General features: G+C 68.8%; 13 protein-coding genes. 4 read left to right on the top strand and 9 right to left on the bottom strand.

Annotated features, from left to right (window positions below):
- On the top strand, nt 1–1,521 hold a 1,521-nt coding region (locus tag LI92_RS16480; RefSeq protein ID WP_052740823.1), incomplete at its 5' end, for a cellulase family glycosylhydrolase.
- Between the two features lie 4 nt (nt 1,522–1,525).
- Here LI92_RS16480 and LI92_RS16475 read toward each other — a convergent pair.
- The 6 genes from LI92_RS16475 to LI92_RS16450 all read right to left on the bottom strand — a co-directional run bounded on the left by LI92_RS16475 (nt 1,526) and on the right by LI92_RS16450 (nt 7,421).
- Nucleotides 1,526–1,966, bottom strand: coding sequence for a hypothetical protein (locus tag LI92_RS16475; RefSeq protein ID WP_046320683.1), 441 nt, complete (start codon nt 1,964–1,966; stop codon nt 1,526–1,528).
- Nucleotides 1,963–2,946, bottom strand: a complete 984-nt coding sequence (hemB, locus tag LI92_RS16470; RefSeq protein WP_046320681.1) for a porphobilinogen synthase — start codon at nt 2,944–2,946, stop codon at nt 1,963–1,965. Before hemB ends, LI92_RS16475 begins: the two co-directional genes overlap by 4 nt.
- Nucleotides 2,947–2,968: 22 nt before the next feature.
- Nucleotides 2,969–4,672, bottom strand: coding sequence for a bifunctional uroporphyrinogen-III C-methyltransferase/uroporphyrinogen-III synthase (locus LI92_RS16465; RefSeq protein WP_046320680.1), 1,704 nt, complete (start codon nt 4,670–4,672; stop codon nt 2,969–2,971).
- Between the two features lie 33 nt (nt 4,673–4,705).
- The gene (hemC, locus tag LI92_RS16460) at nt 4,706–5,641 is read right to left on the bottom strand and encodes a hydroxymethylbilane synthase (protein ID WP_046320676.1); all 936 of its coding nucleotides are present in this window, start codon (nt 5,639–5,641) and stop codon (nt 4,706–4,708) included.
- A 5-nt stretch (nt 5,642–5,646) separates the two neighbouring features.
- Complete coding sequence (locus LI92_RS16455) at nt 5,647–7,026, bottom strand: glutamyl-tRNA reductase (RefSeq protein WP_046320675.1); 1,380 nt, start codon at nt 7,024–7,026, stop codon at nt 5,647–5,649.
- A gap of 134 nt (nt 7,027–7,160) precedes the next feature.
- A complete protein-coding gene (locus tag LI92_RS16450) occupies nt 7,161–7,421 on the bottom strand; it encodes a glutaredoxin family protein (RefSeq protein WP_046320674.1) in 261 nt (86 codons plus the stop codon).
- A gap of 152 nt (nt 7,422–7,573) precedes the next feature.
- On the opposite strand from LI92_RS16450, the gene LI92_RS16445 reads away from it, so the two are divergent.
- Genes LI92_RS16445 through LI92_RS16435 form a run of 3 tightly spaced genes read left to right on the top strand, consistent with a single transcriptional unit; the run spans nt 7,574 to nt 9,556 of the window.
- The gene (locus LI92_RS16445) at nt 7,574–8,029 is read left to right on the top strand and encodes a nuclear transport factor 2 family protein (protein WP_046320673.1); all 456 of its coding nucleotides are present in this window, start codon (nt 7,574–7,576) and stop codon (nt 8,027–8,029) included.
- A gap of 52 nt (nt 8,030–8,081) precedes the next feature.
- Complete coding sequence (locus LI92_RS16440; protein WP_046320671.1) at nt 8,082–8,969, top strand: HAD family hydrolase; 888 nt, start codon at nt 8,082–8,084, stop codon at nt 8,967–8,969.
- Nucleotides 8,970–9,028: 59 nt separating this feature from the next.
- Nucleotides 9,029–9,556, top strand: coding sequence for an FAS1-like dehydratase domain-containing protein (locus LI92_RS16435; RefSeq protein ID WP_046320668.1), 528 nt, complete (start codon nt 9,029–9,031; stop codon nt 9,554–9,556).
- Between the two features lie 16 nt (nt 9,557–9,572).
- On the opposite strand, the gene LI92_RS16430 is transcribed toward LI92_RS16435, so the two are convergent.
- The 3 genes from LI92_RS16430 to LI92_RS22440 all read right to left on the bottom strand — a co-directional run bounded on the left by LI92_RS16430 (nt 9,573) and on the right by LI92_RS22440 (nt 11,893).
- Nucleotides 9,573–10,592 (bottom strand): lysophospholipid acyltransferase family protein, encoded by a 1,020-nt coding sequence (locus LI92_RS16430; protein ID WP_046320667.1) that lies wholly within the window; start codon nt 10,590–10,592, stop codon nt 9,573–9,575.
- A 2-nt stretch (nt 10,593–10,594) separates the two neighbouring features.
- On the bottom strand, nt 10,595–11,710 hold the full coding sequence (locus LI92_RS16425) for an SDR family oxidoreductase (protein ID WP_046320665.1): 1,116 nt from the start codon (nt 11,708–11,710) through the stop codon (nt 10,595–10,597).
- Between the two features lie 81 nt (nt 11,711–11,791).
- The gene (locus LI92_RS22440) at nt 11,792–11,893 is read right to left on the bottom strand and encodes a 30S ribosomal protein bS22 (protein WP_003402602.1); all 102 of its coding nucleotides are present in this window, start codon (nt 11,891–11,893) and stop codon (nt 11,792–11,794) included.
- Nucleotides 11,894–12,018: the final 125 nt, after the last annotated feature.

Below are 12,018 nucleotides of genomic sequence, written 5' to 3'. Positions count from 1 at the left end.
ATGTGTATAAGAGACAGCGTCTACAGCGGCCCCCGCGACCTGCCCGCCCTCGGCGGCGCGGGCGGCAACGCCGGCCTGCTGGTCGGCGCCCACGGCGATCACGGCCACTTCGGCACGCTCGACGGTGCCCCTGCCGCCGTCGCCGGCATCAGCACCACCGGGACCTGGATCACCGGCGCTGACGGCCGCGTGCTGGTCATGCACGGTTTCAACGAGGTCTACAAGATTCCACCGTACGCGCCGGCCGCCGGCGGGTTCGATGAAGACGACGCGGCGTTCCTGGCGGCCAACGGTTTCAACTCGGTACGGCTGGGAGTCATCTGGGCGGGAGTGGAGCCACAGCCCGGCGTGATCGACTACAACTACCTGGCCTCGATCCAGACGACCGTGCAGATCCTGGGCAGACACGGCATCGTCAGCATCATCGACTTCCACCAGGACGACTTCAGCCCGGTCTTCCGCGGCGAAGGCGCACCGGAGTGGGCGACCCAGACCGGCGGACTGCCCAACCCCGACATCGGCTTCGGGCTCAACTACCCGCTGAACCCCGCGCAGAACCACGCCTGGGATGCGTTCTGGTCCAACGCCAAAGGCCCCGACGGGGTGGGATTGCTCAACCACTACGCGCGGATGACCCAGGCCGTCGCCAACTACTTCAAGGACGACCCCAACATCGCCGGCTACGAGATCATCAACGAACCGTGGCCCGGGTCTACCTGGCTGTCAACGATATTCGGCAATTCCTACTTCGAAGCGCAACAGCTGACCCCGTTCTACAACCAGGTGAGCGCGGCGATCCGGTCCGTCGACCCGACCACGCCGATGATCTACGAGCCGAACACCCTGTTCAACGAGGCGGTTCCGACGCAGCTGCGCGAGGTGGACGACCCCCACGGCGTCTTCGCGTTCCACGACTACTGCATGCTGACCAGCGTGAGCGCGGCCCTCTCGCCGCTGTGCCCGGACTACATCGACCTGCTGGCCGCCAACGGCGAGGCCTACACCAGCAAGTACGGGGTGCCGGGGTTGATCACCGAATACGGATCGGCGAACGGGGCCGATGAAATCATGCGGGTGATGAACAACGCCGACCAGCGGATGTGGGGCTGGTCGCAGTGGGCCTACAACGGCACGCCCAGCCTCACCGGCAGCGGCCCCTGGGCGGCGCTGGTCTATGACCCCAGCAAGCCGCCGGTCGGCGACAACATCGACTGGGCCAGACTGGAGGCCTCCGCGGTGCCCTACGCGCAGGTCGTTGCCGGCACCCCGATCTCCTGGTCGTACGGAGACGGCGTTTTCCAGCTCAGCTACTCCACCGAGATGGCCAGCGGCGCAGGACACTTCGCTGCAGGCGCCCAGACCGAGATCGCGGTGCCGGCCATTCAGTACCCGGACGGCTACCAGGTCAGTGTCACCGGCGGGCACGTCGTCTCGGCACCCGGCGCGCCGGTGCTGATCATCGCCGCCGATGGCGCCGGCACCGTCGAGGTCGTGGTGACACCCGCGGCCGGCAGCGGATAACCGGCTACCGGACGAAGTACGCGTTGGCTTCGGCCCGGTGCAGCAGGAACGTGCCCGCGGCTATCAGCACCGATCCGATGATTCCGGTGATCGCAGCCAGGACGGCGACCGACGGCCGTGCGTCGGCGTCGGTGAGCCCGCTGAGCCCGTACACCATGGCGCCGATTCCCCCGCCGGTCAGCACGGCGCGCGCCCACCGGTAGCCCGAACGCATCAACATCAGAAACGTCGCGACCACCACCATCACCACGACCGCGGTGAGCCCCGCGACCGGATAGACGATCTCGGGGCCCGCGATCTGCGGGCCGGTCAGCATGTTCACCACGTATTCGCACGTCATCAGCGGCAGGGCAACCAGCCACAGCCAGAAAGCGGTGTCGACATCGGCGGGGCGGTGGGGCGCGCCGTCGGCCGGGGGGCGGGTGCCCTCGGGCGGGGCCGTCACGCCAGCCAACCGGCCGCTTCGGCCGCCCAGTACGTCAGCACGATGTCGGCCCCGGCACGCCGGATACCGATCAGGGATTCCAGCGCCGCCGAACGCCCGTCGACCCAGCCGTTGGCGGCAGCCGCGGCGATCATCGCGTACTCGCCGGAGACCTGGTAGGCGGCGACCGGAACCGAGGACACCGCGGCGGTGGCCGCGATGACGTCCAGGTACCCCATGGCGGGTTTGACCATCACGATGTCGGCTCCCTCGGCGAGGTCGAGCGTGACTTCGCGCAGCGCCTCGCGGGCGTTGCCGGGTTCCTGCTGGTAGGTGCACCGGTCACCGGCCAGGGTGGAGGCCACTGCATCGCGGAACGGGCCGTAGAACGCCGACGCGAACTTCGCGGCGTAGGCCAAGATCACCACATCGCCGTATCCGGCGGCATCCAGCCCATCCCGGATCGCGGCCACCTGCCCGTCCATCATGCCGCTCGGGCTGACTACGTGGGCCCCCGAATCTGCTTGCGCCACAGCCAGTTCTACATAGCATTCCAAAGTGGCGTCGTTGTCGACCCGGCCCCGTTCGTCGAGCACGCCGCAGTGCCCGTGATCGGTGAACTCATCCAGGCAGGTGTCGGCCATCAACACGGTGGCATCGCCGAGGTCAGCGGCCAGATCGCGCAGCGCGCGGTTGAGCACGCCGTCGGGGGCAACACCGGCCGAACCGGTGCTGTCTTTGTCGGCCGCCGTCGGCACCCCGAACAGCATCAGGCCGCCGACCCCGGCCGCCACCGCCTGGGCGGCCGCGGCGCGCAGCGAATCGCGGGTGTGCTGATACACCCCGGGCATGGAACCGATTTCCCGCGGTTCGTCGATGCCGTCGGCGACGAACATCGGCAGCACCAGGTGCCTGGGCTCCAGTGACGTCTCGGCCACCAGTCGGCGCAGCGCCGCGGACGAGCGCAGCCGGCGCGGGCGTTGGCGAGGAAATGCAGTCATCGTGCCCCGCTCGCCGTCACCGCTAGCGCCTGCGGCTCTTCTTACGCGGCGGGGGCAACGCACCCTCGGCCCGCAGCCGGGCGGCGTGCTCGGCCAATGCGTCGACCAGTGGTCCCACCGCCGCGGTCTCGGGCTGCACGTCCACCCGCAGCCCGAACTCGGCCGCCGTCTCGGCGGTCTTGGGGCCGATGCAGGCCACCAGGGTGCGAGCGTGCGGCTTGCCGGCGATGCCGACCAGGTTGCGCACCGTCGAACTCGACGTGAAGCACACCGCGTCGAACCCACCGGTCTTGATCATCTCGCGGATGTTCGCCGGCGGCGGAGCGGCCCGCACCGTGCGGTAAGCGGTGACGTCCTCGATCTCCCAGCCACGTTCGCGCAGGCCTTCGGCCAGCGTCTCGGTGGCGATGTCGGCACGCGGCAACAGCACCCGGTTCACCGGGTCGAAGACGTCGTCGTAGGGCGGGAACTCGTCGAGCAGGCCCAGCGAGGACTGCTCGCCGGACGGCACCAGCTCAGGGCTGATCCCGAAGGCCCGGACGCGTTCCGCGGTGGCCTCGCCGACGCAGGCGATCTTCACCCCGGAGAACGCGCGAGCGTCCAGACCGAACTCGGCGAACTTCTCCCACACGGCGCGCACCGCATTGGTCGAGGTGAAAACCACCCACTGGTAGCGGCCGTCCACCAAACCCTTGACGGCCCGCTCCATCTGGGCCGGGCTCCGCGGAGGCTCCACGGCGATGGTCGGGACCTCGATCGGCGAGGCGCCGTGCCCGACCAGCCGGTCGCTCATCTCGCCCGCCTGGTCCTTGGTGCGCGGCACCAGCACGGTCCAGCCATACAGCGCGCGGCTCTCCCACCAGTTCAGCTTGGCCCGGTTGCTGACGGTCTTGCCGATGGTCACCACCAGCGGCCCGGCCGAGGTCTCCTGGCCGTTGGGCAGGATGACCGGATCGATGCTGGCCAGCGCCGAAGCCTCCGTCAGACCACCGAGGCTGGACTCGACCGAGCGCTGCGCGCAGGTGGTGCCCGAGGTGGTGACGACGCACGGTGTGCCGTCGGACAGTCCGTACTCGATCAAAGTGCGGGCTGCCTCGGGCAGGTGCGAGGTGGTGGCCTGCAAGATCAGCGGACCCGGGGCCGCGGCCAGCGCGGCCCAGTCCACCTCGGGGTCGCGGACGTCGGCCACCGTGTGCGACGAACCGAGCGGCAGACCGGCGTAGGTGGGCACTGCGCTGGTCGCGGGCAGGCCCGGCACGATCTCGAACGCGATATTGGTCCGGGCGACCGCGCTGACCTCGGTGATCACGGCGTCGATCGACAGCGGGTCCCCGGCCACCAGTCGCACCACGTCGGAGCCCGAGCGGGCCTCCGCGGTCAGCGTCTTGGCCACCTCGGCCGGCTCGCCCAGCGCCGGCCGGATGTCCGGCCCGCCCGGAACGGTAGCGGCCTCGTCGACGGCCTCGGCGGCGTCGTCGCCGGCCGCGTCGTCGGCCTTTTCCGCTTTGGGGGCCGGGGGCACCGGACCGGCGACGGGCGGCAGGTCCGTGCCGACCAGCGCCAGCACCGCCTCGGGCACGTCGGGGTCGACGAACACCAGCGCGGCGTTCGTCAGCGCCGTCCGCGCCCGCGTCGTCAGCAGGCCCGGATCACCCGGACCCGAGCCGACGAACACAATGCGGCCCGGCTTGGGCTTCTGCCCTCGCACGCTCACTTGGCGAGCCATTCGTTACTCCCAGTCACTTCCCCACGCACCGTTTCACCGCGCTTCCGACATCAGCTCGCGCGCCCCCAACTCGAACAGTTCCGCCGCGACCGACACGCCCAGTTCCCGGGCACGGTCCGGACTGCCGATGCCGGACGCGCGGATCACGTCGGATCCGTCCAGCGCCGCCACGCAACCGCGCAGCGACAGCTCTTCGAAGACCCGGCCGTCCTCATCGATGGACTCGACCACTTCGGCGATCGCGCCCACCGGTGCGGAACAACCCGCCTCCAGTTCAGCGAGCAGGGTCCGCTCGGCGGTGACCGCCTTGCGGGTGTCGGCGTCATCCAACTCCGCCAGCAGCGCCGCCAGTACGGCATCACCGGCGCGGCACTCCACCGCCAGTGCCCCTTGGGCCGGAGCCGGCAACATCTGTACCGGCTCCAGCGTCTCGGTGACGGCATCGAGGCGTCCCAGCCGGGCCAGACCCGCCCGGGCTACCACGATGGCGTCGAGTTCGCCGCTGCTTACCCTGTTCAACCTGCTATCTAGGTTGCCTCGTAGGGGGCGAATTTCCAAACCGAGACCCAGTGCTCTAAGCTGTGCGGCCCGCCGGGGCGACGAAGTGCCCACGACGGCACCCGCCGGCAACTCTCCCAGCACCAGTCCGTCGCGTGCCACCAGCGCGTCTCGAGGGTCCTCACGACGCGGTGTGGCAGCGATCAGGAACCGCGGGTCGGCAGCGGTCGGGAGGTCCTTGTGTGAGTGCACGGCGGCGTCGACCCTGCCGTCGAGGATGGCCTCACGCAGCTCGGCGGTGAACACGCCCACCCCGATGTTGGCGATGGGCCCCGAGGTGACGTCACCCGCGGTGCTGATCACGACCAGTTCGGCGGGGTGCCCGGCGGCCACCAGGGCGTCGCGGATGGTCCCGGCCTGGGTGGTGGCCAACAAGCTGCCCCGGGTGCCGATGCGGATTACTGGATCCAAAACGTCTACCCGGCCGACCCGGTTTCGGCGCCGACATCGAGCCCACCCGGGACCATGGGCAACTCGCCGGCGGTGGCGACCGCGTCCACCGCGGTCGGGTCGAGTTCGAACAACTCGCGCAGCGCCTCGGCGTAGCTGTCGCCGCCGGGCGAACTGGCGAGTTGTTTCACCCGCACGGTAGGGGCATGCAGCAGTTTGTCGACGACGCGGCGCACGGTGCGCGCCACCTCCTCGCGCTGGGCGGCCTGCAGGTCCGGCAGCCGGTGGTCCAGCCGCAGCAACTCGGCGGTGACCACGTCGGCGGCACGCTGGCGCAGCGCGGTCACGGTCGGGGTGACCTCGGCCATCCGCTGGCCGGCCAGATAGGTGGCCACCTCGCGGGCCACGATGCCGCGCGCGGCCTCGGTGTCGGAAGTCGCAACCTGCGCCGAGGGCTCGCGCTGAATCCGGTCCATGTCGATGACCCGTACCCCGGGCAGCCCGGCGACCGCGGCGTCGACATCGCGTGGCATTCCCAGGTCGCAGATCACCATCGGCTGGGTCAGCTCGTCGCGGTTGCCGTCGGCCAGCGCATGGTGCACATCGGCCAACGACACCACGGGGCTGACCGCTCCGGTGGAGCTCACCACGATGTCGGCGCCGGCCAGTGCGGCGGCCATCCGGTCCAGGGCGACGGCGTCGGCCGTCACGCCGGTGTCGCGGACTTTGCGGGCCAGTCGCTGCGCGCGCGGCAGCGAGCGGTTGACCACGTGGATGTGTTCGATGCCGGCGCGCACCAGGTGCGCTGCCGAGAGCGCACCCATGGACCCGGCACCGATCACCACCGCCGTGCGGCCCCGCAGTGCGTCTTCGCCCAGCTGTTTGGCGGCGATGCTCAGGGCCACCGACACCACCGAGGCGCCGGCGGCGTCGATGCCGGTCTCGGAGTGCACCCGCTTGCCCACCGACAGCGCCCGTTGCGCCAGTTCGTGCAGCACCCGGCCGACACTGCCGTTGGCCTCGGCGGAGGCGTAGGCGCGGCGCACCTGCCCCAGCACCTGCTGCTCGCCGACCACGGCGGAGTCCAGTCCGCTGGCCACCGTGAACAGGTGCTCGACGGCTGCCTCGCTGTAGCGCACGTAGGCGAACTTGGTGAGGTCGGCCATCGGCATGCCGGAGTGGTCGGAGAGCACCTGGCCGATTGCCGACAATCCGGCGTGGAACGCCTCGACGACGGCGTACACCTCGACCCGGTTGCAGGTCGACAGAATCATTGCCTCGGTGACGAGCGGTGACTGCAGCACTCGCTCGACGATCTTGACCTGGTCGGATTCAGCGGTGCTCAGCTGCTCGAGTACTGAGACGGGGGCGCTGCGGTGCGAGACCCCGAAGAGCAGGACGCTCACGGCAATATCACCTGGTCCGCTCCTTGCTGTCACCAGTGAACAAACTTCACTCCACGGTAGAGGCTAAAGCGCTGGCCTACCAAATTCGGCGGTTCAGCGAGGTTCGACGGAGGAGAGACGAAGCTGGTACCGCCTCATGAACCCGCCAAATCGGCGCGTAAGCGGGGCTCGTCGACTTCCCAGTAACTGTGCTCGTCTCCATCGAGCAGCACCACCGGCAGCCGGTCGCCGAATTCCGCCCGCAGACCGGTGTCGCCGGCCGCCGCGGCGGCATCGACGTCGACCGCCTCCAGGTCGAATCCGAGTTCGTCCGCCAGCCGCGTCAGCTGGGCGTGTACCTGCACGCAGACCGGGCAGCCCTCGCGGGTCAGCAGCTGTACCTGGTGGCGGGCCATGGACTCAGTGTCGCAGCAGCACCCCCGGCCTGATCTGCGGCCATCGGGTTGGCCGGATTGCCGCTACGGGGCGCAGCGAATTGATTACGGTGTGACCGGCCACCGGCCGGCACCATCTCATCTCGGGGCCCTCGGGCGGATAAGGGCGAGCCATGACTTCCAGCGCCGTGTCGATCACGAACCTGCTCTACCGCTATGCGGAGCTGATGGACTCCGGCGACCTGGAGGGCGCCGCGGGATTGTTCGCCCACGCCCGGATCAAAGCCGACCCGCAGGGCACCGTCGTCATGGACAGCGCGGGAATCCTGGGGCTGTGGCGCGGGCTCGTGGTGATCCACGCCGACGGCACGCCGCGCACCAAACACGTGATCACCAACCCGATCCTCGACATCGACGACGTCACCGGGACCGCGACGTGCCGCTCCTACTACACCGTGCTGCAGCAGACCGACGATGTCGCGCTGCAGGTGATCGCCGCCGGCCGCTACTACGACAGCTTCGAGCGCGTTGACGGCGTCTGGCGGTTCAGTTTCCGGGACTACTCGATGTTTGACCTCAAAGGTGATCTGCACGATCACCTGCGGGTCATCGGCGGTGGGGCCGGATAGGGTTGAGAACGGCCGGAACACCGGCCCTCACAGCTGCGGAAGGAGTCAGGTGATGACGACACCGGGCCCCGAACACGAATCCGCAACCGAGGTGACATCGCTGCCCTACGACGCCAGCGCGGAACGGGCGCTTGCCGGTATGGCCGACACCGGCACACCACCACCGGTCGACCTGACCGCCGCGGCGTTCTTCGACGTGGACAACACCCTGGTTCAGGGCTCCTCGATGGTGCACTTCGGACGCGGTCTGGCCGCCCGCAATTACTTCACCTACCGCGATGTCATCGGCATCGTCTACGCCCAGGCGAAGTTCCAGCTCACCGGCAAGGAGAACAGCGACGACGTCGCGGCCGGCCGGCGCAAAGCCCTGGCGTTCATCGAGGGGCGGCCGGTGTCGGAGCTGGTCGATCTGGGTGAGCAGATCTACGACGAGATCATCGCCGACAAGATCTGGCCGGGCACCCGGGAGCTGGCGCAGATGCACCTCGACGCCGGCCAGCAGGTCTGGCTGGTCACCGCGACCCCCTATGAGCTTGCCGAGACCATCGCCCGCCGGCTCGGCCTGACCGGCGCGCTGGGCACCGTCGCCGAGTCGGTGGACGGGGTGTTCACCGGCCGGCTGGTCGGCGAAATCCTGCACGGTCCGGGCAAGGCGCACGCCGTACGGTCGCTGGCGATCCGGGAGGGGCTCAACCTGCGGCGGTGCACGGCCTACTCCGACAGCTTCAACGACGTGCCGATGCTCTCGCTGGTGGGCACGGCGGTGGCGATCAACCCCGATGCGGCGTTGCGCGAGATGGCCCGCAAGCGCGGATGGGAGATCCGCGACTTTCGCACCGCGCGGCGGGCGGCGCGCATCGGCGTGCCCTCGGCGCTGGCCCTGGGGGCCGTCGGCGGGGCCCTGGCGGCGGCCGTGGCGCACCGGAACGAGCGCGGCTGAGCTGCTCGCTGATAGGCTTCCGCCGCCGAGCACCACGGCGAGCGGAGGGGTAAACCGGCATGTCAGTACACACCGAATCGCAGGGAGTCATCGGTACGCACTACCGATTCCCGGACTATTTCGAGGTCGGCCGGGAGAAGATCCGGGAGTTCGCCCGCTCGGTCAAAGACGAGCACCCGGCCCATTTCGACGAGGCCGCTGCGGCCGAATCCGGCCATCCCGGCCTGGTGGCGTCGCTGACGTTCCTGGCGGTCGCCGGACGGCAGGTGCAGATGGAGATCTTCGAGAAGTTCGACATCCCGATCAACATCTCCCGGGTGCTGCACCGCGACCAGAAGTTCACCTTCCACCGGCCGATCGTGGCCGGGGACAAGCTATTCTTCGACACCTACCTGGACTCGGTGATCGAGTCGCACGGCACGGTGGTCAGCGAGGTCCGCAGCGAGATCACCGACGCCAACGGCGAACCGGTGGTGACCAGCGTGGTCACCATGCTCGGCGAATCGGTCAACCAGGACCCCGATACCGAGGCGGCGACCATCGCGGCCCTCGAGGCGATGCGCGACCGGGCCCTGGGCAAAAAGTAGTCGCTGGCCAGCCGGTCTAGCCGAAGAACATGTTGCGGCGGCCGGCCAGCAGCCGGTAGAGCGTCTGCTGGATGGTCTCGCGCACCTGATCGGTCAGATCGAAGGTGACCATCGGGTCGTCGGCGGCTCCGGCTTCGTAGTGGCTGGTGGGGATCGGCTCGCCGAAGGCGATGTGCCACTTGGACGGCATCGGCACCAACCCGGCCGGGCCGGCCAGCGGAAACAGCGGCGTGATGGGGAAATAGGGCACGCCGAGCAGCCGCGCCAACAGCTTGACGTCGCCGATCATCGGGTAGATCTCCTCGGAGCCGACGATCGAGCACGGCACGATGGGCGCCTTGGTGCGCAGCGCGGCCGAGACGAACCCGCCGCGGCCGAACCGCTGCAGCTTGTAGCGATCTTTGAAGCGTTTTCCCAGACCCTTGTAACCCTCCGGGAAGACCGCGGTCAGCTCGCCGGATCCCAGCAACCGGTTGGCGTCGGCGGTGCAGGCCATGGTGTGGCCGGCCTTGCGTGCGGTCGGGCCGATCATCGGCAGGTCGAACACCAAGTCGGCGGCGAGCATTCGCAGATTCCGGTGGTCGGGGTGATGGTCGTGCACCGCCACCGAGAGCATCAGCGCATCCATCGGCAACACCCCGGCGTGGTTGGCCACCAACAGTGCGGGCCCGTCGACCGGCAGGTTCTCCACACCGCTGACCTCGACCCGGAACCAGTCGTTGAAGAAAAACCGCAGCACCGGCAGCATGACTGCCTCGTTGAAGTGCGGGTCGAAGCCGAACTCGTCGACCTGGTAGTCCCCCGTGATCCGCTCCCGCAGAAATCCCGCGATCTCGGCCACCCGGCGGGCGAACTCGTTGGGAGTGGGCGCGGCGGCACCGGTGGCTCCGGCCGCGCGCCGCTCGTCGAGCTCACGCACCACCGCGGCAACCTGGCCCGACGAGGCGTTCTCCGCGGCCAGCGCCGAAGGGTGCCGGCGCACCGAACTCGAACGCTTATGCAGCGGAATGACTTTCGCCTTCACATCATCAGCCATTGCTAACCTCCCCGCGCCCTGCTCAAGCCGATATCCCCCAGGCGCTGCGCTGCGCTTATTGTCCGGCGCTCCACCGAACGGACCCACTTGGGGTCGACGATCGGGTTCAGTCCGCGGCCCCGCACGTAGTCATCGAAGGCCTCGGCGGTGGTCCACTTGGTGCTGTACCCGAGTTCGGTTCGCATTCTAGTCGTGTCCATCACCCGGCCGAAGCTCAGATAATCCAACTGCTCCCGATTGATCTCGCTGTAATTGTTGGCCCGGCGCAGCGAATCCATGACCCACAGTCCGACTCCGGGCAGCGGAACCGGGACGCGACCCGACCGGCGGACCGCCTGCGACATCATGATGATGCCATCGGCCCCGACGTTGAAGGTGCCGGCCTTGCCAGCCGTGGTAGCCCGCTCCAGCGCGCCCAGGGCGTCCTGCTCGTGCAGCAGCTGCAGGCGCGCGTCGCGGCCGACCACCATCGGAACCAGTGGGCCGGCAAGGTAACGCGACAACGCGGTGTCCATGGCCGGACCGATCATGTTGGCCATCCGCAGGATGGTGACGGCGATGTCGGGCCGCCGCCGGCCCAGCCCGCGGGCGTAGCCCTCGATGTCGACGCTGTCGCGGGGGAACCCCTGCGTAGGCGGCCGGCGGCTCTGGGTGTCCTCGGAGAACATCACCGGGTCGCGCGAACACGACCCGTAGACCTCCGAGGTCGACTTGAGCACCACCCGCTGCACCGAGGGCGCCTTCTGGCAGGCGGCGAACAACTGCATCGCGCCCATCACGTTGAGCTCTTTGAGCGCCGCTCCACCACCGGACCTCGGCACGTACGACGCCGCCGCGGCGTGCACGACGGTGTCGACTTCGCTGCTTCGGATCACCTTGGCGATAAAGGGATTACGGATGTCAGCGCGGACGAACTCAGCGCGCCCCATCCGGCGCAGCATGTCCTTGCTGGGCATGACCGCATCCACCGCTATCACCCGGTTGATCAACGGGTTCTGCGTGAGCCGTGCGGTGAGAAACCCACCCAGAAATCGGCACGCGCCGGTCACCAACACAACCTTGGGGTAATGCCTGGTGTCGCTGCGCGTGCCGTCGCTCGGGGGTCCGGCCTCGTCCACCCCGTCAGCCTAACGGCCGCGCCGTAAAAGCAATACCGGCGATCGGCGCCACTTGCTGCGGCCGGGACGGGCCTGAACGGGTTACTTACCGAGTTTTCTGCGCTGGACGCGAGTACGGCGAAGCAGCTTGCGGTGCTTCTTCTTCGACATGCGCTTGCGCCGCTTCTTGATGACTGAACCCATGAACTCCGCTATCTGCTTCTGCCCGCGCCGCCGTGTTGGCGCTGCTGAACTTGATCGACCCGGTTACTTTACCCGTAGGCAGGCGCGGACCGGAAAACCGCACCTGACCGCCTGTCTCTTATACA

It is taken from the genome of Mycobacterium sp. UM_Kg1, assembly GCF_000972925.1.
Classification (GTDB): Bacteria; Actinomycetota; Actinomycetes; order Mycobacteriales; family Mycobacteriaceae; genus Mycobacterium; species Mycobacterium hiberniae.
Note: the sequence above shows the minus strand (reverse complement) of the source record. Positions and strands in the feature narration are given on the sequence as shown.

Excerpts from the sequence above, each read along its gene's own strand:
- LI92_RS16440 (WP_046320671.1), top strand. The coding sequence starts at position 8,082 with ATGACGACACCGGGCCCCGAACACGAATCCGCAACCGAGGTGACATCG.
- LI92_RS22440 (WP_003402602.1), bottom strand. The coding sequence starts at position 11,893 with ATGGGTTCAGTCATCAAGAAGCGGCGCAAGCGCATGTCGAAGAAGAAG.
- LI92_RS16445 (WP_046320673.1), top strand. The coding sequence starts at position 7,574 with ATGACTTCCAGCGCCGTGTCGATCACGAACCTGCTCTACCGCTATGCG.
- LI92_RS16465 (WP_046320680.1), bottom strand. The coding sequence starts at position 4,672 with ATGGCTCGCCAAGTGAGCGTGCGAGGGCAGAAGCCCAAGCCGGGCCGC.
- LI92_RS16435 (WP_046320668.1), top strand. The coding sequence starts at position 9,029 with ATGTCAGTACACACCGAATCGCAGGGAGTCATCGGTACGCACTACCGA.
- hemB (WP_046320681.1), bottom strand. The coding sequence starts at position 2,946 with ATGACTGCATTTCCTCGCCAACGCCCGCGCCGGCTGCGCTCGTCCGCG.
- LI92_RS16450 (WP_046320674.1), bottom strand. The coding sequence starts at position 7,421 with ATGGCCCGCCACCAGGTACAGCTGCTGACCCGCGAGGGCTGCCCGGTC.
- LI92_RS16430 (WP_046320667.1), bottom strand. The coding sequence starts at position 10,592 with ATGGCTGATGATGTGAAGGCGAAAGTCATTCCGCTGCATAAGCGTTCG.